The 25,305-nt window shown below is 60.8% G+C and carries 25 protein-coding genes and 1 riboswitch; of the genes, 7 read left to right on the top strand and 18 right to left on the bottom strand.

Annotation, left to right across the window (positions count from 1 at the left end; genetic code table 11):
* Positions 1-228 precede the first annotated feature (228 nt).
* The gene (locus AC4HNJ_RS12805) at positions 229-1,947 is read left to right on the top strand and encodes a serine hydrolase (RefSeq protein ID WP_490479971.1); all 1,719 of its coding nucleotides are present in this window, start codon (positions 229-231) and stop codon (positions 1,945-1,947) included.
* A gap of 115 nt (positions 1,948-2,062) precedes the next feature.
* On the opposite strand, the gene AC4HNJ_RS12810 is transcribed toward AC4HNJ_RS12805, so the two are convergent.
* From AC4HNJ_RS12810 to yccS, 11 genes are all read right to left on the bottom strand, one after another.
* Positions 2,063-3,052: an ABC transporter ATP-binding protein gene (locus AC4HNJ_RS12810; protein WP_490479972.1), complete on the bottom strand. Its 990-nt coding sequence runs from the start codon at positions 3,050-3,052 to the stop codon at positions 2,063-2,065.
* 36 nt (positions 3,053-3,088) lie between these two features.
* Positions 3,089-3,856, bottom strand: a complete 768-nt coding sequence (locus AC4HNJ_RS12815) for an ABC transporter permease subunit (protein WP_490479973.1) — start codon at positions 3,854-3,856, stop codon at positions 3,089-3,091.
* Between the two features lie 49 nt (positions 3,857-3,905).
* Positions 3,906-4,841: an extracellular solute-binding protein gene (locus tag AC4HNJ_RS12820; protein ID WP_490479974.1), complete on the bottom strand. Its 936-nt coding sequence runs from the start codon at positions 4,839-4,841 to the stop codon at positions 3,906-3,908.
* Complete coding sequence (locus tag AC4HNJ_RS12825; protein WP_490479975.1) at positions 4,838-5,194, bottom strand: hypothetical protein; 357 nt, start codon at positions 5,192-5,194, stop codon at positions 4,838-4,840. The genes AC4HNJ_RS12820 and AC4HNJ_RS12825 overlap by 4 nt, the downstream gene beginning before the upstream one ends.
* Complete coding sequence (gene mobA / locus AC4HNJ_RS12830) at positions 5,191-5,754, bottom strand: molybdenum cofactor guanylyltransferase (RefSeq protein WP_490479976.1); 564 nt, start codon at positions 5,752-5,754, stop codon at positions 5,191-5,193. Before mobA ends, AC4HNJ_RS12825 begins: the two co-directional genes overlap by 4 nt.
* A complete protein-coding gene (locus AC4HNJ_RS12835) occupies positions 5,744-6,256 on the bottom strand; it encodes a molybdenum cofactor biosynthesis protein MoaE (protein ID WP_490479977.1) in 513 nt (170 codons plus the stop codon). Before AC4HNJ_RS12835 ends, mobA begins: the two co-directional genes overlap by 11 nt.
* A 166-nt stretch (positions 6,257-6,422) precedes the next feature.
* Positions 6,423-6,683, bottom strand: coding sequence for a MoaD/ThiS family protein (locus AC4HNJ_RS12840; protein WP_490479978.1), 261 nt, complete (start codon positions 6,681-6,683; stop codon positions 6,423-6,425).
* Positions 6,680-7,930 carry a molybdopterin molybdotransferase MoeA gene (locus AC4HNJ_RS12845; protein WP_490479979.1) on the bottom strand — a complete coding sequence of 417 codons (1,251 nt, stop codon included), beginning with the start codon at positions 7,928-7,930 and terminating at the stop codon, positions 6,680-6,682. The genes AC4HNJ_RS12840 and AC4HNJ_RS12845 overlap by 4 nt, the downstream gene beginning before the upstream one ends.
* Entirely contained in the window at positions 7,927-8,928 is a 1,002-nt protein-coding gene (gene moaCB, locus AC4HNJ_RS12850; protein WP_490479980.1) for a bifunctional molybdenum cofactor biosynthesis protein MoaC/MoaB, read from the bottom strand. Before moaCB ends, AC4HNJ_RS12845 begins: the two co-directional genes overlap by 4 nt.
* 3 nt (positions 8,929-8,931) lie before the next feature.
* A complete protein-coding gene (gene moaA, locus AC4HNJ_RS12855; RefSeq protein WP_490479981.1) occupies positions 8,932-9,915 on the bottom strand; it encodes a GTP 3',8-cyclase MoaA in 984 nt (327 codons plus the stop codon).
* Positions 9,907-10,046, bottom strand: a riboswitch (molybdenum cofactor riboswitch). It overlaps the preceding gene by 9 nt.
* 576 nt (positions 10,047-10,622) lie before the next feature.
* Complete coding sequence (yccS, locus tag AC4HNJ_RS12860) at positions 10,623-12,788, bottom strand: YccS family putative transporter (RefSeq protein WP_490479982.1); 2,166 nt, start codon at positions 12,786-12,788, stop codon at positions 10,623-10,625.
* A 122-nt stretch (positions 12,789-12,910) separates the two neighbouring features.
* Here yccS and AC4HNJ_RS12865 point away from each other — a divergent pair, with 122 nt between their 5' ends.
* Entirely contained in the window at positions 12,911-13,681 is a 771-nt protein-coding gene (locus AC4HNJ_RS12865) for an ATP-binding cassette domain-containing protein (RefSeq protein ID WP_490479983.1), read from the top strand.
* A complete protein-coding gene (locus tag AC4HNJ_RS12870) occupies positions 13,678-15,153 on the top strand; it encodes an ABC transporter permease/substrate-binding protein (RefSeq protein ID WP_490479984.1) in 1,476 nt (491 codons plus the stop codon). The genes AC4HNJ_RS12865 and AC4HNJ_RS12870 overlap by 4 nt, the downstream gene beginning before the upstream one ends.
* A 36-nt stretch (positions 15,154-15,189) precedes the next feature.
* Here the strand turns inward: AC4HNJ_RS12870 and AC4HNJ_RS12875 are convergent, their stop codons facing one another.
* Positions 15,190-15,693 carry a hypothetical protein gene (locus AC4HNJ_RS12875; protein ID WP_490479985.1) on the bottom strand — a complete coding sequence of 168 codons (504 nt, stop codon included), beginning with the start codon at positions 15,691-15,693 and terminating at the stop codon, positions 15,190-15,192.
* Positions 15,694-15,864: 171 nt separating this feature from the next.
* Here AC4HNJ_RS12875 and AC4HNJ_RS12880 point away from each other — a divergent pair, with 171 nt between their 5' ends.
* From AC4HNJ_RS12880 to AC4HNJ_RS12895, 4 genes are all read left to right on the top strand, one after another.
* Positions 15,865-16,401, top strand: coding sequence for a DUF4142 domain-containing protein (locus AC4HNJ_RS12880; protein WP_490479986.1), 537 nt, complete (start codon positions 15,865-15,867; stop codon positions 16,399-16,401).
* 472 nt (positions 16,402-16,873) lie between these two features.
* Positions 16,874-17,059 carry a hypothetical protein gene (locus tag AC4HNJ_RS12885; protein ID WP_490479987.1) on the top strand — a complete coding sequence of 62 codons (186 nt, stop codon included), beginning with the start codon at positions 16,874-16,876 and terminating at the stop codon, positions 17,057-17,059.
* A gap of 42 nt (positions 17,060-17,101) precedes the next feature.
* Entirely contained in the window at positions 17,102-17,578 is a 477-nt protein-coding gene (locus AC4HNJ_RS12890) for a DUF421 domain-containing protein (protein WP_490479988.1), read from the top strand.
* A 71-nt stretch (positions 17,579-17,649) separates the two neighbouring features.
* Entirely contained in the window at positions 17,650-18,189 is a 540-nt protein-coding gene (locus AC4HNJ_RS12895) for a DUF6496 domain-containing protein (RefSeq protein ID WP_490479989.1), read from the top strand.
* A 107-nt stretch (positions 18,190-18,296) separates the two neighbouring features.
* On the opposite strand, the gene AC4HNJ_RS12900 is transcribed toward AC4HNJ_RS12895, so the two are convergent.
* From AC4HNJ_RS12900 to AC4HNJ_RS12925, 6 genes are all read right to left on the bottom strand, one after another.
* Positions 18,297-18,500: a hypothetical protein gene (locus tag AC4HNJ_RS12900; protein WP_490479990.1), complete on the bottom strand. Its 204-nt coding sequence runs from the start codon at positions 18,498-18,500 to the stop codon at positions 18,297-18,299.
* Between the two features lie 31 nt (positions 18,501-18,531).
* Entirely contained in the window at positions 18,532-21,138 is a 2,607-nt protein-coding gene (ligD, locus tag AC4HNJ_RS12905; protein ID WP_490479991.1) for a DNA ligase D, read from the bottom strand.
* Between the two features lie 175 nt (positions 21,139-21,313).
* A complete protein-coding gene (locus AC4HNJ_RS12910) occupies positions 21,314-22,192 on the bottom strand; it encodes a DUF72 domain-containing protein (RefSeq protein WP_490479992.1) in 879 nt (292 codons plus the stop codon).
* Between the two features lie 64 nt (positions 22,193-22,256).
* Positions 22,257-23,156 (bottom strand): non-homologous end joining protein Ku, encoded by a 900-nt coding sequence (gene ku, locus AC4HNJ_RS12915; protein WP_490479993.1) that lies wholly within the window; start codon positions 23,154-23,156, stop codon positions 22,257-22,259.
* A gap of 79 nt (positions 23,157-23,235) precedes the next feature.
* Positions 23,236-23,643, bottom strand: coding sequence for a response regulator (locus AC4HNJ_RS12920; RefSeq protein ID WP_490479994.1), 408 nt, complete (start codon positions 23,641-23,643; stop codon positions 23,236-23,238).
* Between the two features lie 109 nt (positions 23,644-23,752).
* The gene (locus AC4HNJ_RS12925; RefSeq protein ID WP_490479995.1) at positions 23,753-25,303 is read right to left on the bottom strand and encodes a DHA2 family efflux MFS transporter permease subunit; all 1,551 of its coding nucleotides are present in this window, start codon (positions 25,301-25,303) and stop codon (positions 23,753-23,755) included.
* Positions 25,304-25,305 lie beyond the last annotated feature (2 nt).

Below are 25,305 nucleotides of genomic sequence, written 5' to 3' on the forward strand. Positions count from 1 at the left end.
AAAAACAGTGCGCGAACGGGCAGCGGCGTCTACGGATGTGCGGCGAGGGATTGCGACAAGGTCGTCAAAAGGGACGCCAGCATTTTGCACAAAGTAGACAAAACCAAGCTTTCCGATGGTGTTCCAGCATGAGCTCATGCTGTTAGATTGCCGCACATCACGCTGGCAAGGCCCCTCATTATTCACGCCGAGCCGCAACATCAGACGCCGATGTGACGGAGAAAATTTATGATGCCCAGAGATCGGGCCACCGCGTTGCCATGCATGACGGCGTTTACGTCATCTAGCCATTCGTCCTTTTTCCGCCGGCGCGTCGTCACTGCGAAGCACCATACCAAGGCGGATGTGTTGCGTCGTGTTGGGCGTCTGCTGGCCATGATGATGTGTCCGGCACTGCTCGCTGCTTGCACCACGGCTCCACCTGCCACGCCTGTCGCATCGCATCCGGCTCCCGCGCCGTCCACCGCCGCTTCGATCTACGACCGGATGGTCAAGGATGCCTATGGCCGTTTTCATCTTGCGGGCCTGGCAGTGGGTGTGATCGATCAAGGCAAGGTGGTTTACACCCGGACCTTGGGCGAGCGAGTCGTTGGCTCTGGCGAAAAGATTGACGCCAATACGTTGTTCAAGATCGCCTCCAACAGCAAGGCAATGACTACCGCCTTGCTCGGCCGCCTGGTAGATCAGGGCAAGTTGCGCTGGGATGACCCGGTCACCAAGTACCTGCCGGACTTTCGCATGTACGACCCTTGGGTGACGCGGCAGATGCGCGTGGGCGACTTGCTCACCCATTCGAGCGGTTTGCGTACCGGCGAGGGCGACCTGATGCTTTGGCCAGACCCCAACCACTTTACCCGTGCGGATGTGATCCACGCGCTGCGCTATTTCAAGCCTGCTTACAGTTTTCGTAGTAAGTACGAGTACGACAACATGCTCTACGTGGTAGCCGGCGCGTTGGCCGAAGCCGCCGGCGGGGCACCCTATGCAACGTTGATGCAGCGTGAGGTGTTTGCGCCACTGGGCCTTGCACGCTGCCAAGTTGGTCGTTGGGATCGCGATGCGGTGGGCAACGTGGCCCAACCACATGGCTGGATCGATGGACGCAACCAGGTGATCCGCGCCGATGGCGCCATTATTCCCGCCTCAGCCTCGGACTCCGCTGGCGGTATTCGCTGCAGCCTTGACGATATGCTCGTGTGGGCCCGCAACTGGCTTGCCCCTACGCCGGCACAGTTAGCCTGGCTCTCGCCCGCGCAACGCGCAGTGCTGCAGGCGCCCCACACCTTGATCCCGGTACCCTACTTGCTCAAGCAGTGGAATCATGCCCATGTGATGGCTTATGGCTATGGCTGGCGCATGGCGGACGCGGATGGCCAGTGGACGGTGTGGCATACCGGCACGCTGGCTGGCATGTATTCCGAACTGATGCTGCTGCCGGATCGGCGCAGCGGCTTTGTGATCCTGATTACCGGTAACGGCGGCGAAGCGCGCACGGTACTTGCCGAGGCGCTGCTCAAGCATTTCACCGATCCCTCTGACGATCGCGGCGTAGCCGGCTATGCGGCGCTATGGGATGCGCTAAGCCGAGCACCAGGCAAAGCACCTGCTGCGCCGGATGACAGTGCTGCACTGCCAGCGGACTCGCACGCGCTGGCGGGTCGCCTGGGTGTCTACCGCGATCCCTGGCTGGGCCAAGCCTCGATCTGCATGCGTGACGGCGTGGTGCGCTTTCAGGTAAAAAAATCGCCTCGTCTTGGCGGAACGGTGATGCAGTTGGGCCGTCGCTATCTGGTGCATTGGGATGACCGGAGCGTGGAACCGGACGCATGGCTCGACTTCCACGACAGTCATCCGTGGCGGTTGACGATGGCCAAGCTCGATCCGCATGGAGACACCAGTTCCGATTACGAGGACCTTGATTTTGTCCGGGAAAGCGGCTGCCAATAAGAACTGTCCATCGGCGCGGGAAGCACGCCTTTCCCACCGGCTGCATCTGGTTTTTACCGGAACGAGGAAACATGGGCATTCGTGCACATGTTTCCGCCCTCGCACTACGTTGCAGCTATTTTTCTGCCCGCCACCAGCGGATAGCCTCGGCCGGCAAGTGCACCATCACTGATGCGGGCACCTGCATGTCGGCAGGTACCCAGGCCCACAAGCGCCCCTGGCCGCGGCGCAGGCCCAGGTAGGCGGTGCGTCCGATGACATGCCGCACCTCTACCGAAGCTGATACGGCATCGGATACGGCGTCACCATCACTCACGAGCCGGATCGCTTCCGGGTGAATCATCCAATCGACTTCCATGTCCGCATCGGCTGATCCGCTGACGGAAAACGCCACGTCACCATCAGGCCACACCAGACGCTGTAAACCGCTTGAGCTTTCGATGCGTCCGCGATGGATGTTGCGATGGCCGAGCAAACGTGCGGCCGAACCGTTCACCGGATTGGCGTGTACTGCCGCCGGCGGTCCGATCTGGATGATGCGGCGGCCATGCATCAGCACCAGTCTGTCCGCGACCGCGGCGAGGTGCGGATCATGGCTTACCGCCAAGGTGGGGATACCGAATTCATGCACTTCACCGATCAGTTCGGCGATGACATCGTCGCGGGTGACAGGGTCGAGCGCGGACGTGGGTTCATCCAGCAACAGCAGCTGCGGCCGGCGTGCCAAGGCACGCGCCAAGGCGACTCGTTGTTGTTGTCCACCTGACAAGGTGGCGGGATAGCGTTCGGCAAAGTCGGCCATGTGCACGCGTTCCAGCAGTTGCATGGCCTGCGCCCGTCGCTGTGCGCCACGCAGGGCGAAGGCCACGTTCTGCCAGGCGTTGAGATGTGGAAACAGGGCATAGCCTTGCGGCAAATAACCGACCGCACGGTGTTGTGCCGGCAAGCCGCCGAACGGTTCGCCGTGCGCGGGAGTCAGTCCGGCGATGGCGCGCAGCAACAGCGATTTGCCTTCACCGCTTGCGCCAAGCAACACAGTGAAGCCGTCGACCTCGAAGGACGCGTGCAGTGCAATGGGATGCTCGAGACGGTAGTCGATATGCATGGAAGGCAGTCTATGTTGATCCCGTCACGCGAAGCCTTAGATCAGCCGCTTGCGGCGTGCCGCCAAACCGAGCGCGAGCGGCAGCGGCATGGCGACCAGGAAGAACACCCACAACAAGGGATACACCGCACTCAAACCGATGTCCTGCAGATTCACCCATAGCTTCACCGGAATGCCTTGCGGGTAATACGCCACGATCAGCACCGCGCCGAACTCCCCCAGCGCGCGCACCCAGGCGAGTGCGACGGCGGCGGCCAGTCCCAGGCGGGCCAGCGGCAGGCTGACGTGCAGAAAGCTACGCCATGGCGAATGACCCAGCGTGAGAGCGATCTGCTCCAATTCACGCGGCACGCTTTCGAAGGCGGCACGCGCGGCGATCACGTAGTAGGGCAGTGCGCTGTAGAACTGCGCCATCACGAACGCGGGCACGGAATTGGTGAGCACCAGGCCCGCGCGTTCCAGCCAGCTGCCTGCCGGCCCATACGGGCCGTACATGGAGGCGAGCAACAAACCCAGGGCCAGCGGTGGTGTCAGCAGCGCCAGCATAAGCAAGGCGTCAATCAGCCATAAACCGCGTATCCGATGACGTGCGAGCCACCATGCCAGTGGCGTGCCCAGCACGATGATCAGTACCAGCGCGAGCAAGCTGTAGCAAAGCGATACGGCAACCGCGCTGCCATCGCCATCTGCAAAGCCGAAGCCATGCCACGGCGTCGCCATGGCGAGGCCGATAAAAGGCGCAGCGACGAGCAGCAACGTCAATACGCTCACGGCCAAAGGCAGGCGTGCCTGATAACCGCTCATGTGCTGTCCCTGGATGGCGGCGCATTATCCATGCGACGTGCGCGCCAGCTCAAAGGCTATTTCCGCGCGCCGGGCTGTAACCGTGCTCGCGGAACAGGGCTTGTCCTTGCGGGCTCTGCAAAAATGCCACGAAGTCGCGGGCGAGTGCGGGCTGCTGCGCATTCGTCAACACGGCGGCGTAGAACACAAGCGGTTGCACGCGCACGGTCTTGCCATTCGCCAAGCTCAGGGACGCGCGGTCATACCAGCTCTTCTGCATGTCCGGATCGCCAAGATTGATTTCATCGGGCAGCGCAATCGTTGGCAGATGATGCGATTGTGCCGCACTGAGATAACCGATGGCAGCATCGATCTGCCCGGCTTCCAGGCGAGACATCAGTGACGGCTCGGTAAAGATCTGCGTCGGATTCTGCGTGGCGCCGGCGATCGTCTTCAGCAGATCGGGGCGATGGTAATACTCCTGCGCCAACTGCAAGGTAAGGAGTATGTTCGCCCCTTGCGGGTCGACGGCAGGGTCCGTGCGGCCCAGGCGCAAGCCACGCTGGCTCAGCACCTCGTACCATTTTTTCTCGCCGCGCGCCGCGGCGGCAAAGTCCGTGGCGAAGCGGCTGCGGGGACTGTAGGTCACCACCATTTGCGTACTTGCAACCGGCACGGCGGATTTCACCAGGCCGGCTTGTTTGAGTACCTGGATCGGCCCCGGCGTGATGGATACGAAAACATCCGCCTGCATTTGATGTGCCGCAAGCAAACGGGCCAGCGCATAGGAACCTTGGCCGATGCCCTGATATGTGGCGTGATGATCGCTGGCAAACATCGGGCCGGCGGCGTTATCCATCACCACGCCCATGGAACCGGCGTAAGCGACGCGGAGCACCGGATGGTTTTGCGCGATGGCTGACGTGCACAGACCGCTCAGGAACAGCGCCACCACCAGCCACGACCATCTGCGCGCCCATCTTGTGCAGCGTGACGACATCCTCATGCGGCACCTCCATCGTTCGATTTATGCATGCGTTTGCGGGTGCTATCGCGTACGTCCACGTCGAACATGACCGGCAGCATCACGCCATCATCGCCCGGCATGTCGAAATGCAGGCCTTCGCGCGAGGGCAGGCGTTCACTGAGCGCACGCACATCGGCTTCGGGTAGATCGATCTGCCAAAGAGCGTCTTCGCGTTTCCAGCCAAGCCGGGAAGCCAGCCGAAGCCGTTGTGTTTCGACCCGTCCATCAGGGAGCCGCGTCCGGTTTTCGGTGATGCCGCCTGCCAGCAGGCGTGCGAGTTCGGCTTCATCGATGCGCAGCCGCAGGCTTTGCCCTTCGAGTTGCACTCTCATGCGATCACCTCGCGCCAGCTTTCTTCCGTATTGCAATCGATCAGTTGTTTGGCTTCGTCAGCATGCAAGGCGAGCTCTTCGACCCCGACACGTTCTTGCAGCGTACGCAGCGAGCGGGAGACCTGGTCGCAACTGAGCAACAATTCGGCCAGTACACGTCGGCAGCGTTGGTCCAGGCGCAGGCGCATCGGCAAGACATGTCCGGCGAAGCGCACGCATCCGGCTTGCCGGGCTGCCTTCACAAGGCGCTGCAGCAGTGGCGCTTGCAAACGAGGCATATCGACCGGAATGATCAGCAATTCCGTGTCGTTGCATGCAGCAGCAATGCCAGCGATGCCACCGACCGGGCCGAGTTCGGGCATTGGATCGGCCACGCCGTGGTAGCTGGGGCGATCGCCACTGACCAGAACATCCTGTACCCCGGCGCCGCGCAGCACTGCCATCTGGTGCTCGATCAACGGCCGCCCTTGCCAAGGCAGCATGGCCTTGTCGCGTCCCATGCGCGAGGAACGACCACCGGCAAGCACCACGCCGATCATGCGAGGCGACTCAGTGGTCATGCCCGTGCTCATGGGCTACGCCGTGCTGTGCGACGGCGCGTTCGGCTTCGCGATGCTCCTCGCACAGTGAGCAGCCTTCGCTCCACGCACTGTCGCCGTCGGTGTAATGCTCCTGCTTCCAGATCGGTGCTTCATGCTTGACGGCTTCAATCGCCAGTCGACAGGCGCGAAACGCTTCGTCACGATGCGGCGTTCCCGCTGCAACAATGACTGCCAGGTCGCCGATGCGAAGATCGCCTTTGGCGTGCGCAATGTACAGCTTCATCGGACCACCGGCTTCCTTGCGCGCACGCTCGGCAATCGCTTCGAAAGTGCGCAAGGCCAAGGGTTCGAACAAGTCGTAGCTGACGCCGGTAACGATGCGTCCCAGATTATGCTCGCGCACTTTGCCGATAAACATGGTGATGCCGCCGAAGCGCGGATCGGAAACGAAATCCAGCGCAGCGGAAGCATTGAGCGAGGCTTCGCGGATATCGACAACGGCGCTATAGAAGTCAGTCATACCCGGCCATTCCATCCACGCCGTAAGTGATCCGTTCCCCTAGGTGCGATAGGGAAGGGAGAGGGTTGGGCGAAGTCCATCGCGCTTGCGGCAAGCTGGGGCAGCCCCAGCCGTGCCGTACTTGCAGGGGAGGGAGTTCCATCGCTGGAATAGATCACGCACATGCTCAGCCTCCGCTCACCGGTGGCAATATCGCGAGCTGGCCGTTTTCCGGCAGCGTGCGATGGTTATGCAGGATTTCGTCTTCGCTGGCAAAAGCCGAGCGCTGAACCAGCCCCGCGCTGATATGCGGTGCATGCTCTTGGAGATATCCGCGCAGCAATTCGCGCACCGTAGTAATCGTGCAAGCTTCAGGCGCTTCCAGTTCGATGAAGCCGCGTGCATCGGCGTCGCGCAGCGCCCCGAACAAAACGATATGGACCTTCATGCCGGAATCTCGCACGGCAGGGGAAATTCGAGATGTCCGGGGCCGTAGACATCGACCAGCGCTCCCGCGGGCAAGGCATCGATGTCAGCAGGCACCACGGCCCACGCATGGGCATCGGACAAGGAGCGAATGCGATAGGACTCCTGACCGCCCAATACTTCCACGGCAAGTCGTCCCTGCGCATCGAGATACAAACGACTCTTGAGATGAAAGCGCAGGCGGGGCTTCTTGCTGTACTCCCCGAGCAGCGGTATCCGGCGCGGCATTTCTTTTGGCAGGCCGAGCATCATGCGCAACGCCGGCTCCACGAAAAAGCGCAAGCCGACAGCCACGGCAATCGGATTGCCGGGCAGGCCGAACAGCAACGCACCATCGGGCAGTTGAGCGAACAGCAAAGGCTTGCCCGGCCGAATCGCTACTTTATGGAACAGCGTTTTCGCACCCAGTCGTTCCAGCGCTTGCGGCACGAAATCGTAGCGCCCCATCGATACTGCGCCGGTGGTGATGATCACCTTGGCGCCGGCATCCAGCGCACGCTGCAAAGCGGCTTCGAAAGCCGCGGCATCGTCGCCGACGGTTTCGATGCGAACGACGTCGGCACCGGCCATTGGCAAGCGTGCCGCGAGGAATGGACCATTGGAATTGCGAATTTGTCCAGGCGCAAGCGATTGTGCGGGATCATCCACCAGTTCGCGGCCGGTGCAGATCACAGCGACGCGTGGGCGATCGCTCACCGTGACCTTTGCTACGCCCAACGCGGCCAAGAGCATCAGGTGTTGTGGCTGCAGCACCGTGCCCGCGGTGAGCACGGTTTCGCCGCGGCTGACGTCTGAGCCGGCCGTGCGTACGTTCTGTCCGTGGACGGCATCGGCCAACAGGCGCACATGCGTGCCCGAGGGCAGCCGTTCGGTTTGCTCGACCGGGATGACGCGCTCCAATCCATCTGGCAGGCGAGCGCCGGTCATGATTTCCCAGGCACCATTGCGGGCATGCGATATACCATCGCCGGCCGCTTGTTCGCCTTCGATCGGTAACGCAGTACCCGCAGGAACGACTCCATCGCCGCGCAAGGCAAAGCCGTCCATCGCGGAGTTGTCGAAGGGCGGCAGGTCGATCGTACTGCTCACCGATGCGGCCAGCACGCGGCCGAAGCTCGCGGCGATCGCGCTATCCCCTGCAGGGAGCGTCTTGCAATGTTCAAGCACGATGCGCAAGGCGTCGTCATAGGCAAGTGTGTGTTCGGTCATGCATGACCTCCACCCGCTGCCATGTTTAGCGCATGCGCCAGAATCGGTGCGAGGATATCCATCCCTTGCGCCACGGCCTTGGCACTGCCGGGCAGCGCGATGACTAGCGTGTTGTCGATCAGCACCGCATCGGCGCGACTCAGCCAGGCCATCGTTGTGTACTGGCTGCTCTCGCTGCGGAACAATTCGCCGATGCCTGCCACATGCCGATCCGCGGCCATCGCCAGCGCTTCCGGCGTGCGATCGCGCGGACCAAGTCCTGTGCCGCCGGTACAAAGAATCAGGCGAACGCCGCTCGACGCCAAGGCACGCAGACGCGCGGCCAGCGGTTCCGGTTCATCCGGCAGCAGCTCGGCATCGGTGATCTCGGCGCCTAGCTCACGCAAACGCTCGACCAGCAAGGGACCGGCCGTATCGGTGTAATCACCCCGGCTGGCGCGGTCGCTCAGGGTTATGACGGCGCTGCGGATGGCATCGAGCGTTGCCGTCGAGCGAGGTTGATAGTGTTCGCGTTCGGCTTCGCTCATGCCGTCGGGATGCAGCCACAATCCTTTTTTGCCGCCCTCTTTAAACAGCAAGCGCACACCGCCAAACGACAGCGCAGGTTCAACCGGCTTGGTCAGGTCATACAAGGTCAGCAGCGCTGCGCTCGCGCCGGCAAGCGCCTCCATTTCGACACCGGTGCGCGCGAACGTGGCCACTTCGCAATAGACACGAATGGCGTGACGTTCGCGCATCGGTTCGCAGCGTACGTCGATGTATTCCAGCGGCAACGGATGGCACAGCGGCATCAGCTGCGAGGCGTTCTTGGCGCCTTGCAGACCTGCGACTTCCGCCATGGTCATCGCGTCACCCTTGGGCAGGCGGCGTTCGACGATCTGAGCGAATGCCGTGGCGCCAGCGCTCAATTCACCAACCGCCACGGCGCGCCGGGCGGTGACACGTTTACGGCGTACATCGGCCATCTGGAAATGGGCGCGTTCCTCGCGCTCGTGCATGGATCAGCCTCCGGTGGATGCGAGATGTGGCGTGATGCCGGTACGGCCATCGTGCAGAAAATGTCCTTGCTCCTTGCGACCGATCTGGCCGCCGACGGCACGAACCAGATCCTCAAGTTGCTCGTCCGCCTGCAACAGGGGACGCAACGGAATGCCGAATTCACCGAACAGGCAAAGCCGCAGATCACCGGTCGCGGTAACCCGCAGGCGGTTGCAGCCGGCGCAGAAATCTTTCGAATAGGGCGCAATGATGCCGATGCGGCCAGCGTAATCCGGGTGGCGGTATTCGCGGGCGGGCCCGGCATCGGCCGCACGCGGCAACGGTTGCCAGCCGGAGGTGAGCAGTTCCGTTTCCAGCTGTTCGGCGCGTACATGGTGATCGCGGAAGAACGCCAGGTTATCGCCGGTCTGCATCAATTCGATGAAGCGCACGCCGACGCGCCGCTCACGCAGATAGTCCAGCCACGCAGGCAACTGGCGGTCATTGACGTCGCGCATCAGCACGGCGTTGAGCTTGACCGACGGCAAGCCTGCTTCCAGCGCCATGTCCACGCCATGCAGGATGTCATCCAGCCGGTCGTGTCCGGTGATACGTGCAAACGATGCGCGGTCGAGGCTGTCGACGCTGACGTTGATGGCATTGAGCCCGGCATCCATCCACTCATGCAGGCGCCGGCTCAACAGCGTGCCGTTGGTGGTCATCGCCAGTTTGGTCATGCCCGGTACCGCTGCTGCAGTACGAAGGATGTCTGTGAGGTCGTGGCGCACGCTCGGTTCGCCGCCGGTGATGCGCAGCTTATGCATGCCCAGCTCGATGAAGCCGCGCAGTAAGCGGGTGATTTCCGCTAGCGAGAGCGGGCCGGCAGCTTTTGAATCGGCGTGGTAGCCGTGCGGTAGGCAGTACGTGCAACGGAAGTTGCATGCCGGAGTGACCGACAGTCGCAAATACGGAAACCGGCGGCCATAGCGATCAGCCAGCGGGGACATGTCTTTGCTCCTTTCCAAGCCGGGAGGCGAATGCGTTTCCGCGTTCACCCTGGTGATCCGGAGATCACGGACGCCAAGCCATATTCCTGTTCGGGAACCGTAGGCCGGGCGCCTCGGAGTTGTGGGTTTCGATTAGTGTAACTATCCGCGGATCGGGGGGATACGTCTATTACGGTTTTGTCAGGTTTGGGTGATGAAGCAGGTGTGGGTGCGGTGAATTGCGCATGCAATATGGTGGATGAGGTATTGCCTAGGTGGGTGTTTTTATGCGGGATTTGATGTTTTTTTGGTGTGTTCCCCGCGTTTGAGTGTTTTGTTGGTGGATGGATTGCCTGCGGCGCTTTCGGTCGTCGAAGGCGATCGAGCCAGGTTCTCTTGCGTGCCCAAGAGAACGTAACTAAAGAGAACGGCACTCCAAAAGGCCCGCCTTCCGAGCGTTCTGCCCTCCAGGTGCGCAGATGGGTTGCGGGGTTTTCCGACTGCACCTCCTGGGCGGGCGGAAAACTGGCCGGCGTCGCGCCGGCCACCCTGCGGGCTTTCCTTCGGAGCCTAAAGGACCCTCTGAGCGCGTCCTCCGTGCCAGCGCTTGGCGCTGGTCAGGCTCGTGCGACGAACCTTTTCGGCAATACATCTTTTAGGGAGAAACGGCGCAGGCAAGAAAGGTCATAACCATGCCGTATCCATTCCTGCGAAGAGCCCGCCCTATCTCACCCGTTCCGAATATCCCTCACTACACTCCCCAACCGATCCCGTTGCGCCAGGATCAATCCAAGCTGGCGCAACACCAATTGCACCGTTTCATCAGCTGGATCTTCAACATGAGGCATGGTGCTGTGTTCGTCTTCATTCTCCGGGGAAGACGCAAAGGTAGATGTATTGGCAAGCAGCGCATCGGCGAGATGTTCAAGTCGCGTCACGGCAAGGTTGCCGGCGAGCGTGACCGTGTCGCGCGCCTCCTTGCTGTCGATCGCCTGCCGATGCGCGCCGAGTGCGGAAATATGTCCCAGCATGGTGTGAGCGAGGGTGAGAAAGCGCAGCAGCTCTTCGTTGCCGCGACGCTGTCGCCCGGGTTCGCGCAGCATGTTGGCGAGCAGGCCGCTCAAGGCGGCATCGGCGTTATGGGCTTCGCGCCGGGCGATGCGATACGGCAGGTCATCGCGTTTGCCGTGCGCGTACTGCGCGATAATTTGCTGCAGATAACGCGCATCGTTGCGTAAGGTATTGGCAAGGATTTGATTGAGCCGGCGCCCCTGCCAATCGGGCAGGACAAGGTAGATGGACAACGCTGCGATAGCGGCGCCGATCAAGGTATCGAGCAAGCGCGGCCAAAGCGCCTGATAACCATTGCCGGCCTGGTTGAAGCACAGCACCACGAACAGCGTGATCGCCGCGGTGGCAACCGCGTAGCGCCGCAAGCGCGCGGCAAAGAACATGACGCCGGACAAGGCAATCAGCGACCATTGCCAGGGGGCCGAGGGAAGCAGGCGCAAGGTCGCCCATCCGATCACGACACCGATGACCGTGCCGAGCACGCGTTCCAGCATGCGCGCCAGTGTTGCGCCGTAACTCGGCTGGCAGATCAACAGCGTGGTCAGCAGGATCCAGTAGCCGTAGCGGAGATGGACGGCGTGCAGCACGCCGTAGCCCACGGTGAGCGCCAGCGCCAGTCGGATGGCGTGGCGAAAGCGCGATGAACGTGGCGTCAGTTGAATACTGATGCGCTCCCACGCTTCGCGTAGGGATTGCGGACCGGGATTTTGCAGCGTGCCGTCCTCACCCTCCGTTGCGACCACCGGCGAGCTTTCATCGTCCAGCAAGGCTTGAATGGCGGAGATATTGCGCAGGAGCGCATCCAGCGATTGCAACAAGGGTTCCTGCGAGGGCGGCGCGTGCGTATGCAGCGCCTGCAGGGCTGCTCGCAAATCGCTTTGCGCGGCATGTACATGGGCGAGCGTGGCGAGTGGTGTATGCAGGCGCATGGCCTCGGCATGCTGGCGGCACTGCTGGGCTTGCAGGCGCAGCATGTGTTCGCAGCGAAACAGCACATCGCTGTGGTAGAACACATCGTCCAGGGCCGCATAGGGATAATGCGAAGAGCTGATGCGTTCGTGGATGTCCTGAGCCTTGAAGTAAAGCTGCAGGCGCGCGGCTGTTGCCCCGCGCGGGCGGCGCATGCCGATGCGGTCGATCAGCACCATGCGGGTATCGTTGAGGGCTTCCACCACGCGTTCGTTCTGCATCGCCAATGCAAGCAACAGCGCGTCGCGGTCAATGCCGTGTATGGGCGTGAAGAGTGCGGCCTTGGTTTCAAAATAGCCGGCCAATGCATCGAACACGCGCGCTAATGCATGTCGTACCGCGAGTTGCGGCGAGAGCATGCTCCATATCAGCGACAGCGCGCCGTACCAGGCAGCGCCAGCCAGCAGTTGTGCCGGTTCGATAAGGAACGAAGACGAACGAGCTGCGTCCGTGCCGATCATCGTATAGACGGCCAGAAGCAGAGTGCCGCCCGCGATCGTTGCATAGCGAGGGCTGATCGAGCCGAGCATGACCAGCACGAACGTAATCAGCGGTAATGCCACGGCGAATAAAGGCGGATGGGGCAATAGCCACTCCACCACGAACGCTACGCCGGCGAAACAGAAGAGCGTGAGCAGCAGTGTGCCGAAACGGCTGCGCCAATGATCTTCGGTTTCAGAGAGTGCACAGGCGATGACGCCGAGCATCGCCGGAATGGTGGCCCTGGCTTGCCCAAGCCACAGGCAGAAGAGAATCACGCCACCGAGTGCCAACCATACCCGCAGGCAATCGGCAAAGCGGTCCGAGCCGCGCACGCGGCGCCAATAATGGAGAAGGGAGGCCGGAGAAGACATCCTGTAAGCATACATGTTGCTGTGCATCAATTTGATGTTTTGCGGTGAATGACGCCACATCCCTACGCACGCACCAGGGTGCATGAGTTAGATTCACGCTTTCGCCACTGCCTTTCCATCGGATGTCCGATTCCAGCAACGCCTCTTCCGAAGCGTTCGAGCTTTGCGGTGTGAGCAAACGCTACGGCGCCATCGTGGCGCTCGACGATGTCACGCTCGCGTTTCGTGCCAGCAGCACCACCGCGCTGATCGGTAGCAGCGGCTCCGGCAAGTCGACCCTGCTGAGGATGCTGCTTGGTCTGGAATGGCCCGATCGCGGGCACATCAAGGTCGATGGCCAGATCCTGGCACCGGCGCACGTGCTGGCGCTGCGTCGGCGGGTTGGCTATGTCATCCAGGAAGGCGGCTTGTTTCCGCATCTCACGGTATTGGGCAACCTGGCGTTGCTTCCACATCATCTCGGATGGAGCAAGGAGCGCATCCGCCAGCGCGCCGAAGAATTGGCCATGCTCACGCATTTGCCGGATAGCGCGCTGGCGCGTTATCCGGCCGAATTGTCGGGCGGGCAGCGCCAGCGCGTGGCGTTGATGCGCGCACTGATGCTCAATCCCGACGCGTTGCTGCTGGATGAGCCCCTGGGCGCGCTCGATCCGATCGTCCGCCATGAATTGCAGGACGAGCTGAAGCCCGTTTTCGAACAATTCGGCAAAACGGTCATCGTGGTGACCCACGACATTGCCGAGGCGGTCTGGTTTGCCGATCGGCTGGTGCTGATGCAGCATGGCAAAGTGGTGCAGGAGGGACGGCTGGACGATTTCCGCCAGCGTCCGGTTGAACCGTTTGTCACGCAGTTCGTCGAGGCGCAACGCACCTTGTCGGGATTGTCGGCGTGAGGCGCGTGTTGCTGGCGTTATTGTGGTTGTTTCCTGTTATCGCGCATGCGGTGCCGGTGCGCATCGGCTCGAAGGTATTCACGGAGTCGGTCATCCTCGGCGAAGTCGCGCGCCTCGAAGCGAAGCAGGCGGGTGTGCAGGCGGTGCATCGGCGTGAACTCGGCGGTACCGCCATTCTGTGGCAGGCGCTATTGCACGGCGATATCGATGCCTATCCGGAGTACACCGGAACCTTGACGCACGAGCTGCTGAAAAACGTGGCGCCGGACGCCGACATTTCCACGCTGCGGGCTGCTTTGCAGCCTCTGGGTATCGGCATCACTGATTCGCTGGGTTTCGACGATAGCTACGCCATCGGCATGCGCGAAGACCGCGCCGCGCAGCTCGGTATTCGACGCTTGTCTGACCTGAAGGCGCATCCCGAGCTACGGTTCGGCCTCTCCAACGAGTTCATGAATCGCAGTGATGGCTGGCCGGGATTGCGTCAGCGCTATGGCTTGCCGCCGATGCAGGTGCGCGGGATGGATCATGCGCTCGCCTATCGCGCGCTGGCGAGCAGGGCTGTCGACGCCATTGATCTTTACAGCACCGATGCCGAGATCCCCTACTACCACCTGCGCACGCTCGCTGATGACAAGCATTATTTCCCGCGCTACGAAGCGGTCTATCTCTACCGCCTTTCGCTCGAGCAAAGTGCACCGGTCTTCGTCGGCGTGCTCAAGAAACTGACGGGTCGTATCGATGTGGAAACGATGCGGCGAATGAATGCCCAGGTGAAGCTGCAAGGGCGGAGCGAAACAGACGTCGCCGCGGAGTTTCTGGGCATCCGTTCCGATGGCAACAATAGTGGCTTGTGGTCACGGTTGTTACAGCGAACGATCGAGCATTTGCGGCTGGTGTTGATTTCGCTGGTTGCGGCATTGTTCGTCGCGGTGCCGCTAGGGGTGTGGTCGTCGCGTTCGAAACGGCTCGGCCATGCCATCATGGCGATGACCGGGGTATTGCAAACCATCCCGTCGCTGGCGATGTTCGTTTTCATGATTCCATTGTTCGGCATCGGCACATGGCCTGCGATCGCGGCGCTGTTTCTCTATAGCTTGCTGCCGATCGTGCGTAACACGCATGCCGGCCTCACTGGCATCCCACCGGATCTGCGCGAATCTGCCGCCGCGCTTGGATTGCCGCGTGGCGTGCGCTTGCGACGAGTGGAATTGCCGATGGCGATACGCGCCATTCTCGCAGGCGTCAAGACAGCAGCCGTCATCAACGTCGGTACCGCAACCCTGGGCGCGTTGATTGGTGCGGGTGGTTACGGGCAGCCGATCGTCACGGGCATTCGTCTCGACGATACCGGCCTGATCCTGGAAGGCGCGATTCCGGCAGCCGTGATGGCGCTGGCGGTGCAAGCACTGTTTGAAGGCGTAGAACGCTGGCTCACGCCGCGCGGTATGCGTCTGGAAGCGCGCCAATGACGCAGACCATGCCAATGCTCGCTCTTCAAGCGGGTATCAACGGCGGTTCTGTGCCTTCAGCGCCGCGCCGCCCCTGGCGGCATCGATACTGCGCTGGATGTCTTCGCGGGATGCCTTGCCGATAGCAGGCCACATGGTGGGTTTTTCGGAGCGCGGCTCTTCCTGATCGCGGGTGTTGACGGAACTCGCACCGGCATCGTCGAGCCATGCGCAGACATCATCCATCGACATCTCACCCTGCAGTCGTACCACCAGCGTGGTATGTCCTATCAGGGTCGGATCCGGTGCCTGCTGAGGCGCGCGCAACGTCGGAAAAATGTCTCTGCGCCTGGGTTCGCCTGTTGCCGTGTCGACATGGCCGGTGTGACTCACATCGGAAATAACGGTCGTCGGCGCGCTGGAACTGGATGGAATGTTCCCGACGCTTTCGTCAAAGGTCAGCACGATCTGTTCTCGCTGAAATCCCAGGGAGATCAGTTTTTCAGCGGCGGCGCTGGCTTGGAATTGAGTATCGAAACATGCAACGACTAGTTCGGCCATGGTCTTGCTCCACTGCGTTGGTGTAATGGCAGTGGCACTGTAGGACTCCGAACCTAACCAGCACATGAGCATCGTTGTGTAGATGTTTTATCACGTATGTGTGGGTTCACCGATACACTGAGGTCACGCCCGCGGTGATAAGACTGGCATGCACCGACGGGAGGTATGACCATGTCCTTGGTGAATAGAGTTGTTGTTGCGATGACGTTTATGTTGATGATGATGCCGTTTGCGTGGGCACAGAGCGGAACATCCAGCACTACTGCGAAGGCAACGGGAACATCGGCGCGTACCGTGCAGGACGTCCGTTTTGTGATGGCTGCGTCGGCAGCGGGAGAAACGGAAATACTCGCCAGCCGCCTGGCACAGAAGCAAGGCCAATCGCAGGCGGTCAAGTCCTTTGCTGCCACCATGCTGCGTGATCATGGCAAAGCTAACGATCAGCTAAAGACCATCGCCCAGAAAGACGGCTATACATTGTCGAGCACCCCCACTCAGGCCGAGGAAGTGGAACTCGCCCGGCTGCGGCCATTGCACGGCAAAAAATTCGATCAGGCCTATGCGGCGATGATGGTGAAGGACCATCGCGAAGCGGTGGCGCTGTTTCAGTCGGAGTCCACGTCTGGCAGCAACGGCGATCTCAAGGCATTCGCCACGCAGACACTGCCGATCCTGCAACATCATCTCGCCCTGGCAACCTCGCTATAAATAAAAGCTGCGCGTTGTGATCGGGCACGCGGGGTGAAACCACCTGAGCGAGGGAATGCGCCGGATCGCACTGCATGCGTGTGAAGAGGCAAATAGCGACCGGTCCATATCGCCTATGGCCGGTGAACCTATTGCCGGTGAATGACGTCGTGCAGCACCTGCAATGACACCGTCCTCGATACATGCCTGGGGCACAGGCGGCGTGCCGACAGGATCGCCAATCGGCGGCGGTGGTGGTTCGGGCTCCGTGAGTGGCGGCCGTTCCGGTGTCGGAAGCGGTGGTTGAGGACCGGGATCGGGCGATGGAGGCGATGGCACGGGAGCGGGCGGTGTTTTGGGTTCGGGATCCGGTACGGGAACATGCATAAGAAGTGGCGTGCCGCGACGGCCCGCGTTGTACGAGGAAAAAAGCATCGGTGCCGCTCCATGTTGCTTAACGCGGCAATGCCTATGGCTGTGAGAGATGCGATGCATGAAGAGCCACATGAGATGGTTGGTGACATGCACTGTGGTCGCGCGCCTGTGCATGGGAAAGGAATTCTTCGTGATGGAACAGGCATGGACTTATTGGTTACGGCAGACGGTGTTCAACAAGTTCATGCCCGCCAGCGTTGTTTCACATACGTTCGACGGATGGATGCGTGACATGGCGGCATAGTGTTTTTGCCGATGATGAAATCGCCGAGAAGGAGCATGAAACATGCATACTGCATTCGAGTTGGCCATGCCGTGGTGGTATTTCGTATGGCGAGGCATGGGGGCCTACCTGGCCGTCCTGGCCATGATGCGTGTTGTCGGCAAGCGTTCGTTCGGCGATATGTCGACGTTCGATGTGATTGTGCTGGTGCTGGTGGGCGGGACACTACGCACGTCGATCGTCGGTCCGGATACTTCCTTTATAGGCGGGCTCATTGCCGTGGCGTCGATTCTCGCTACGGATCGTGTGCTGGCCTGGGCATGCACGCGATCGGCTTATCTGAATCGTCTTATCGAAGGACGCCCTACAATACTTGTGCATGACGGTGAATTAGTCCCCGGTTCGCTTGAACGCGCCAATCTCCCCAGGGCGGCCTTTCGGCGTGCATTGCATTCGGCGGGTCTTGAGGATACGGAGAGCATCAGTATCGCGAGATTGGAGCCGAATGGGCGCATCACGCTTATTCGCAAGTCGTCTTGATGGATGTTGACGGTGCATCGACGTGCGGACGAGTAAAGCTGACCAAGTCCGCTTAGACAGGAGCGATCTCCATGCCCGAAGCTAAGACCCGTAAAGCGGCAGCGCGCGACAAGCGCGAAGGCAAATCAGCCAGCACGCAGGCCGGCGAATATGTTCGCGAGGAAATCGAGCATGTACGCGAAGGTAAGCATGGCGCTCGCTCGCCGCAGCAGGCCATTGCGATTGGCCTGTCGAAAGCACGGCGCGCGGGTGTCGATATACCCGACAAGCGATCCTCTTCACGCAAAACCTCGGCACATAAATCGACACGGAAAAGCGCCAGCGCCGGTAAATCGGCGGCGCATCGCAAGCGTGCAAGTACAGCCAAACGTGCCAGCTCAAAGCGTTCCAGCATCAAGCGTGCGGGCGCCTCGCTGCGTGCGCTGCGAAAAGAAGGCACCGGCTCCACCTCACGCAAAGCCTTGTCGAAGCAAGCCAAGCGCGCAGCTTCCAAACGCAGCGCTAGCTCTCGCTCTGCTGCCGCAAAGAAGGCAGCGCGCACGAAGGGTGCGCGCGGACGTTCAGAGGCAGCCAAGAAGGCTGCGCGAACAAGAGCGAAAAGGGCAGGGTAAGCCCCACCTGTCCGGCAACCCCTGCATGCCCGAGGATGCCAGCGTGGTGATGCGGGCGATACACGTTGCTTTAGGGCTGCACGCCCAAGAGCAGTGTGCGACTGGCCTTATTCGGCGGGCGCATCCGCCGAGGCATGCAGGGCTGAGGCGATGGCGGCATCACCGTTGATCAAATCGGTCCATTTCAATTCGACGCCTTTGCGATGCGCCTTGCGGGTAATCTTGATGCCTTGGGCATCAAGCACCACGGTATAGGCTTGTCCATCGACTTCGATTTCGCGTCGCAAGGGTTTCTCTAGCGCGGTTGTCATGGCGGTTCTCCGTATCAGGTAAGCACAACGATCATGGACGGCTGTTCAGCGTTGCCATTGCCGAGTCGAGCGATTGCTTGACGGTGTCGATGCCCTCCCAGGGATCTTTGCGTAGCCGGGCCAGCCGCTTGGGTAGCGTGCGGAGGGTAAAGGCATCGCCACCTGCTATTTTCGATAGTTCATTCCAGCGCAAGGGCGTGGCGACAGGAGCGCCCTGGCGTGCTCGAAGCGAGTAATTGGCAATGCTGGTCGCGCCCCGGCTATTGCGTAAATAGTCCACGTAGATTTTGCCGCCGCGCACGGCCTTGCTGGCGGTGTCGACGAATTGCTCCGGGTACCTGCTGGCCATGGTGGAGGCCATGGCATGGGCGAAATCTTTTACCTGTGACCAGCGACAGCCAGGTTGAAGCGGTACGACAACATGCAAACCTTTGCCGCCGGTGGTGCGCAGGAAGGATTGCAGCCCGATCCGATCCAGCCACTGATGCAGCAAACGCGCGGCAGCCACGACGCGTGCCCATGCCACGCCAGAGCCCGGGTCCAGATCGAATACGATCCGATCTGCGGTGTCGGGTCGATCCACGGTGGTGCCCCACACGTGAAACTCGAGCGTGCCAAACTGCACCAGTTCCAGCAGCGCATCGGCATCCTTTGCATACATATAGGTGGCCTGCGAACCTTTCTCCTCTTTCAGGCGTACCGTCCCGACATGTTGCAATCCCTTGATGGGATGCTTTTGGAAGAAGCATGTTTTTTCGGCACCTTCCGGACAGCGGATCACCGACAGCGGGCGCTCGCGCAAGCCCGGCAACAACCAAGACATGATCCCCCGGTAATAGTCGGCAACGTCGCCCTTGGTCATTCCCGTATCAGGGAAGACGACGCGATCGGGATGGGTAATGGTTATGGTTATGGTGTGCTTGCCTGTCTTCGGCGCGGTGGCTTTTTGCGTGCGGGACGGTGCCTTCTTCGCCGCACTCCGTGTGGGTGGTGTATCCGGCGCGGCTTCCTGCGTCGAGCGCGGACGGTCGGTGTTCCTCAAGTCGGCTGGGGATTTGTCCATGCGCAGTGCCTTCAGGCTGGGTTGCCGCAGGAGCCCGTTATTGCCAATGCCCCGGTAGTACACCTCGGCCACGAGTGTAGGCGGGACCCAACGGGCATCGTGTACTAGCGGGTCGACGTCTTTCAGGCGTGCGGGCGCTTTTTTTGATGCATGTGTCATCAGCAGCTTCGCGGTTTCGTCGAGCAAGCGATCGGAAAATCCCGTGCCGACGCGTCCGGCAAAGATCCAGCCTCGTTGGCGTTGTGGATCCGGTCGCGCCAGCAGCAGCGATCCAAAGCCGCTTCGGCTTCCCTTGGGAGGGGTATAACCCACGACGGCGAATTCGTCCGCCTGCAGCCGTTTTACTTTCACCCAATCGCCGCTGCGGCCTGCGTGATAACCCGAGTCCACACGCTTGGAAACGATGCCCTCCAGCTGGTGTGCAACGGCTCGCGCCATGGCCTCAGCGCCGTGGCCGCGCGAATGCGTGCTGAGTGCCAGATGCTTTCGGGGTGTCGCGAGCATGCGTTGGAGCAAATCTTTGCGTTCCAGCAAAGGAACGCGGGAAAGATCGTAGCCTTCGAAATAAGGCACATCGAACAGCACGTAGGTCAGCGGATGTTGCGCTTCACCGGATAGCGTTTTTTGCAGTGCGTTGAAATCGCTTCGTCCCTTATCGTCGGTAACCACCAGCTCGCCATCGAGCCGCGCGGAGTCCAGGCCGAGCGATTCAACCGCTTGCATGATGTCGGGAATCCGCGCATCCCAGCGCAGTGCGTTGCGCGACCAGAGCGCGACCTTGCCGCTCGCAATGGTGGTGAGTATGCGATAACCATCCCATTTCACTTCATGGATCCAATCATCGCCATTCGGCGGTTCGCTACGCAGTTGGGTCAGGGCTGGCTTGAAGAAATCGGCGCTGGCGTGCATCGCCCTGGCATGTTTCAGCGTCTTCACATGCTGGAGGAGCGGCCGTTTGCTCAGCGTCGGCGCGGTCGGCGGTCGTCGTAGCTTGGCGGTGGATTTCTTCGCTGCCGCGCGGGCGCTGGCTGATTTGGCAGCTTTACGTGTGCTTTCGCGCATGGTCGCATCCAGCAGATCGTCAGCTTCGATGTGACTAGCGTACGCGTCATCGGCCTTGATCAAAAACCAAGCGGGCTGTCGTTCCTTGCGGCTACTGCGCACGAGGTGCCAGCCGCCCTTGAGCCGCTTGCCAAAAAGCTCGAAGCGAAGATGGCCTTTCCTCAGCTGCGTTGCCGGACTTCCCTCGGTGGACCAGATCCCCCGGTCGAACTGATCCACGTGACCTTTGCCATAACCCTGCGTGATGTCGCCTTCGAAATCTGCATACGCGACCGGATGATCTTCCACTTCGACCGCCAGCCGTTTGACCTTGGGGTCATAGCTCGGCCCTTTGGGAACCGCCCAGCTTTTCAAGGTGTGGCCCACCTGCAGGCGAAAATCGAAGTGGCGTCGTGATGCATGATGCAGCTGCACGACAAACAGCGCGCGCTGGCCGTTCGGAACGGCAGCATCCGGTTTGGGTTCACTTGTGCTTTCGAAGCGACGCTTGCGCTGGTATTCCCGAAGGCTCACGGCTGCTCCGTATTGTCGCGATGACCGATGCGCGTGCGACGGACTGCGATGACTGGCATGCGCAACGTTGAAGTTAACTTGCAACGGTATATGTCAACAGCAAGGCAACCGGATGTGACCAGGATGTTTGCCGGCCATGGCCGGAAAGCGCCGCATCGCCCGAGAGTCGCCTTCTTCAGCGGGACAACAACTTCGCCAATCGGGCTGCATCAAACGGCGCCTTGACCTTGATGTCATTGTCGAAATAGCAGTACACGTCGCGGCTGGCATGTTTGCGCGGCTTTCTATCGCTGCAGCGTGCGGCCTCTTTGGGTTCGGATCCTTTTCGCCATGCATCGACATGCCTGCGCCAACGTTTCAGGGCGCTGGCGCTATATCCGCTGGCGTAAAGCTCTTTGTCGCCATGCAGGCGCAGATACATGAATCCGGCTGTTACGTCTTCCAGAAACGGCCATTTGCCTGCGGTGTCGGCGACCACAAGCGCCACGCGATGGCGCCGGAGTTGGGCGATGAATGCTTCATCCGCAAAGCTCGCATGGCGTACCTCGATAGCGTGGCGGACACGCCGCTTGCGATCGGCTTTGACGAGGACCGATTGCATGCTGCGATCATGACGCCTGGCAATGGCGGCAAGCTTTTCCGTATCGTGTGGAAGCTGGGACAGAAATGTTTCGACGCGTTCTTCGTCATAGCGCAGGCTTGGCGGCAGTTGCCAAAGCAGCGGACCGAGCTTTTCGCGCAGCGCGAGTAGGCCCGAGGCAAAGAAATTGGCCAGTGGCTGTTCCACCTGGTTGAGCCGGCGAACGTGCGTGATGTAGCGCGGGGCTTTCACGGCGAACACGAAACCACGCGGGGTCTGTTCGCGCCAGTGCGTATAATTCGCCGGGTTTTGCAAAGCGTAAAAGCTGCCGTTGATTTCGATGGTGTTGAACTGCCGTGACGCGTAGTGCAGCTCTTCGCGCTGGGCAAGCGCATCGGGATAGAACACGCCACGCCAGGGCGCATAGCGCCAGCCGGAGATACCGATGCGCGTTTTGCCGATGCTGCGTCCCATGGCTAGCTCATTGGCTCGGCGCGCTTGCCGGCACCGCTGCGGAAAAGCGCCGGAGAGATGCCGTTCATGCATTCGCCTTGCGGCGTGAAGCCGATTTCTTGGTCGCCTTGCCTTGCTTGGTCGACCGGCTTGCCGATTTCGAAGAGCCGGCACGCTTGGCCGGCGTCCGCGTCTCGGTATCGATGCTCTTCTTCAGCAGGCTCATGAAGTCGACCACGTTGGTGGCGGTTTCTTCCTCCGGCGCATGTTCGTCGATGCGGGCCAGCGCGCCCTTCGATTTCGTGCGCTTCTCGATCACCTTTCGCAACCGGTCGCGAAATGCGTCCTTGTAGCGGCCGGGCTTCCAATCGGTGCTCATGGATTCGATCAGTTGTTGCGCCATCGACAGCTCCCGCTCCGAGATGCGGTAGTGCTTCAGGTCTTCACCGGGCATGGGAAACTCGTCGACGTCGATGAGCTCCTGCTGGAAACGCATCAATACCAGCAGGAGGGCGCGATCTTTCGGAATGACCGCCGCGAGGTATTCCCGTGTCCGGATAACCACTCTGCCGACCCCGACCTTGCCCGTGCGTTTGAGTGTTTCGCGCAATAGCACATAACCTTTTTCGGCTTTCTTGCCGGGCACGAGGATGTACGGCTTTTCAAAAAACTCGGGGCCAATGCAGCCGGCGTCGACGAAGGTTTCCACGTCGACGGACTCGCGGTTCTCGGTGGCGGCGGAGCGGATGTCTTCCGGTTCGAGCACGACATAATTGCCTTTCTTGTACTCGAATGCCTTGACGATCTCCTTCCAGGGCACTTCCTCGCCCGTCTCGGCATTGATCCGCTCGTATCGGATCGGCGCCTTGTCGCGACTATCGAGCATGCGGAAATGGAGATCGGTGCCGCGTTCGCCCGACATCAGCGCAACAGGCACGTTCAATAATCCAAAGCTCAGGTTGCCGGTCCAGATAGGTCGTGCCATGCACGCCTCCACGCAAGAACAGGAGCGTAGCCCTTTATTCTGGATCGGGCGTGATGCTGGCGAGAAGCCTTGCCTGACATCAGGCCTGCGGCACGAGCGTGCTTCGGGTCGCGCTGGCGCAGCCGTGCTGCCGGTAAGGAACGCCGCCCTGTCCCACGGCACGCAGCAGTTCGGTTTTCCCGTAAGGCTTACGCAGTACGGTCATGTCATCGGGGCAGCGAGGCTCGAGTGCATCCCAGTCGCCGGAGGCGAGCACGTAATGTCGTTTGCGCAAACCGTTGCGCATTTCATGCGCGACGTCCACGGCGGAGAAGCGACGCCCGGGGTGCATGTCGATCAGTACAACGTCGATATCCGGGTATATGTGTGATAACCGCAATGCCTCGGAAACCCGTTCGGCCTGGGAGACGCGGTAGCCGGCATTTTTCAGGGCGTGGTGCAGAAGATCCCTGGTATCCGGATCGTCTTGAATGACGAGCACGTGCATGACCTATCTCCATTGCGCACGGTCCCTGTTTCCCCCATCCGCGACACATCATTCACGGAATCGGTGTCCCGGTTGTGAAGAGTGTGTGTCCGATGCATGTCAGCGAACATCAACCACCTGCCTGAGCGCTTCCTGAAAACGGTGGTTTTGCGAACCAAATCGCGACCATAGCGAAGCCGAAGATCAAGCTGAAGCACCAGAACACATCATTAATGGCCAGGGTGGCGGCTTGTCCATTTACGATCTGGTTAAGTGCGGCATAGCTGGATTTTCCCTCGATACCCAACGATTGCAGGCGGCTCAGCCACTCCGTGGTGGCACGTGCGTCGGTATGCGTGTGCTCGCTGAGCACCGCGTGATGGTAGATGCTGCGATGCGTATAGAGGGTGGTGCTGACCGCGGTGGCGACGCTCATGGCAATGGTCCGGAAGAAGTTGGCCAGGCCCGAGGCGCTGGCGACCTTGTTGGGCGGCAATCCGGAAAGAATGATCTGGTTGACCGGCACGAAGAACAGGGCGATTCCACATCCCATCACCATGCGTGGGAGGGCCAGCTTGAAATAGCTCACCTCGGCGTTGAAATGAGACATCCAGAACGAGCATGACGCGAAGACCGCGAAACCCATGGTGTTGAGCACGCGCAGATCGAACTTGTGCTGAAACCGTCCCACCAGCGGCGACATGAAGATCGCCGGAATGCCGATCGGCGCCACGGCGAATCCAGCCCATGTGGCGGTGTACGACATGACCTGCTGCACCCAGTTGGGCAGCACGACGGTACCTCCGAAGAATGCGAACATGCCCATCCATAGGCACAGCACGCCGACCGCGAAATTACGGCGCTTGAACAGGTAAAGATCGACCACGGGCTGATCGTGCATCAGTTCCCACGCAATCAGGAATGTGAGGCACACCAGTGCGATCAGGGCCAGCGTCAAGATCATGTTCGACGAGAACCAATCGTAGTCGTTGCCGTTGTCGAGCATGAACTGCAAGCAGCCCACGCCGACCGCCAGCAGAAACAACCCCACAGCATCCAGCTTGACGATGGACGTCTTGCTCTCGCGGTTGCGCAGCAGCATGTAAGAGATCAGCACTGCAAAGACGCCAACCGGAACATTGATGAAAAAGATCCACGACCAGCTGTAGTTGTCGGTGATCCAGCCGCCAAGGATGGGCCCGAAGATCGGTGCGACGACCACCATCATCGACCACAGCGCCAGCGCGATGGGGCGTTTGTCGGGCGGGTAGTTGTTGAGCAGCAATGTTTGCGACAGCGGGACCATCGGGCCGGATACCGCGCCCTGGCACAGGCGGAACACGATCAGCATCGGCATGGTTACCGCAAAGCCGCACAGGCACGAAAACACCACGAACAGCAGTACCGACAGGGTGAAGGTTCTTACTTCGCCGAAGCGGCGCGCGATCCAGCCAGTCAGCGGCTGCATGACGGCGCTCGCCATGGAATAGGCGCTGATCGCCATGGTGCCTTCGGTGCGGCTGACGCCGAGATTGCCGGAAATGGTGTACACCGCCACGTTGACGATGGAGATGTCCAGCACTTCCATGAAGGTTGCCAGCGACACGCCCGCGGTCAGCAGGATCAGCATGCCGCCGGTAAACGGGGGCTTGGCGCCTTCGCTGGATTCGTCGCTGGCCATGC

This window comes from Dyella sp. SYSU CM1112 (assembly GCF_058216415.1).

What these genes read in the sequence shown, in the direction of transcription:
- AC4HNJ_RS12885 (WP_490479987.1), top strand. Translation starts at nt 16,874, where the DNA reads ATGAAGAGCCACATGAGATGGTTGGTGACATGCACTGTGGTCGCGCGC.
- AC4HNJ_RS12840 (WP_490479978.1), bottom strand. Translation starts at nt 6,683, where the DNA reads ATGAAGGTCCATATCGTTTTGTTCGGGGCGCTGCGCGACGCCGATGCA.
- AC4HNJ_RS12890 (WP_490479988.1), top strand. Translation starts at nt 17,102, where the DNA reads ATGCATACTGCATTCGAGTTGGCCATGCCGTGGTGGTATTTCGTATGG.
- mobA (WP_490479976.1), bottom strand. Translation starts at nt 5,754, where the DNA reads ATGACCACTGAGTCGCCTCGCATGATCGGCGTGGTGCTTGCCGGTGGT.
- ku (WP_490479993.1), bottom strand. Translation starts at nt 23,156, where the DNA reads ATGGCACGACCTATCTGGACCGGCAACCTGAGCTTTGGATTATTGAAC.
- moaCB (WP_490479980.1), bottom strand. Translation starts at nt 8,928, where the DNA reads ATGCACGAGCGCGAGGAACGCGCCCATTTCCAGATGGCCGATGTACGC.
- AC4HNJ_RS12845 (WP_490479979.1), bottom strand. Translation starts at nt 7,930, where the DNA reads ATGACCGAACACACACTTGCCTATGACGACGCCTTGCGCATCGTGCTT.
- AC4HNJ_RS12810 (WP_490479972.1), bottom strand. Translation starts at nt 3,052, where the DNA reads ATGCATATCGACTACCGTCTCGAGCATCCCATTGCACTGCACGCGTCC.
- AC4HNJ_RS12880 (WP_490479986.1), top strand. Translation starts at nt 15,865, where the DNA reads ATGTCCTTGGTGAATAGAGTTGTTGTTGCGATGACGTTTATGTTGATG.
- AC4HNJ_RS12900 (WP_490479990.1), bottom strand. Translation starts at nt 18,500, where the DNA reads ATGACAACCGCGCTAGAGAAACCCTTGCGACGCGAAATCGAAGTCGAT.
- moaA (WP_490479981.1), bottom strand. Translation starts at nt 9,915, where the DNA reads ATGTCCCCGCTGGCTGATCGCTATGGCCGCCGGTTTCCGTATTTGCGA.
- AC4HNJ_RS12820 (WP_490479974.1), bottom strand. Translation starts at nt 4,841, where the DNA reads ATGAGGATGTCGTCACGCTGCACAAGATGGGCGCGCAGATGGTCGTGG.
- AC4HNJ_RS12815 (WP_490479973.1), bottom strand. Translation starts at nt 3,856, where the DNA reads ATGAGCGGTTATCAGGCACGCCTGCCTTTGGCCGTGAGCGTATTGACG.
- AC4HNJ_RS12825 (WP_490479975.1), bottom strand. Translation starts at nt 5,194, where the DNA reads ATGAGAGTGCAACTCGAAGGGCAAAGCCTGCGGCTGCGCATCGATGAA.
- AC4HNJ_RS12920 (WP_490479994.1), bottom strand. Translation starts at nt 23,643, where the DNA reads ATGCACGTGCTCGTCATTCAAGACGATCCGGATACCAGGGATCTTCTG.
- AC4HNJ_RS12875 (WP_490479985.1), bottom strand. Translation starts at nt 15,693, where the DNA reads ATGGCCGAACTAGTCGTTGCATGTTTCGATACTCAATTCCAAGCCAGC.
- AC4HNJ_RS12895 (WP_490479989.1), top strand. Translation starts at nt 17,650, where the DNA reads ATGCCCGAAGCTAAGACCCGTAAAGCGGCAGCGCGCGACAAGCGCGAA.
- AC4HNJ_RS12910 (WP_490479992.1), bottom strand. Translation starts at nt 22,192, where the DNA reads ATGGGACGCAGCATCGGCAAAACGCGCATCGGTATCTCCGGCTGGCGC.
- yccS (WP_490479982.1), bottom strand. Translation starts at nt 12,788, where the DNA reads ATGTCTTCTCCGGCCTCCCTTCTCCATTATTGGCGCCGCGTGCGCGGC.
- AC4HNJ_RS12835 (WP_490479977.1), bottom strand. Translation starts at nt 6,256, where the DNA reads ATGACTGACTTCTATAGCGCCGTTGTCGATATCCGCGAAGCCTCGCTC.
- AC4HNJ_RS12805 (WP_490479971.1), top strand. Translation starts at nt 229, where the DNA reads ATGATGCCCAGAGATCGGGCCACCGCGTTGCCATGCATGACGGCGTTT.
- AC4HNJ_RS12925 (WP_490479995.1), bottom strand. Translation starts at nt 25,303, where the DNA reads ATGGCCAGCGACGAATCCAGCGAAGGCGCCAAGCCCCCGTTTACCGGC.
- AC4HNJ_RS12865 (WP_490479983.1), top strand. Translation starts at nt 12,911, where the DNA reads ATGTCCGATTCCAGCAACGCCTCTTCCGAAGCGTTCGAGCTTTGCGGT.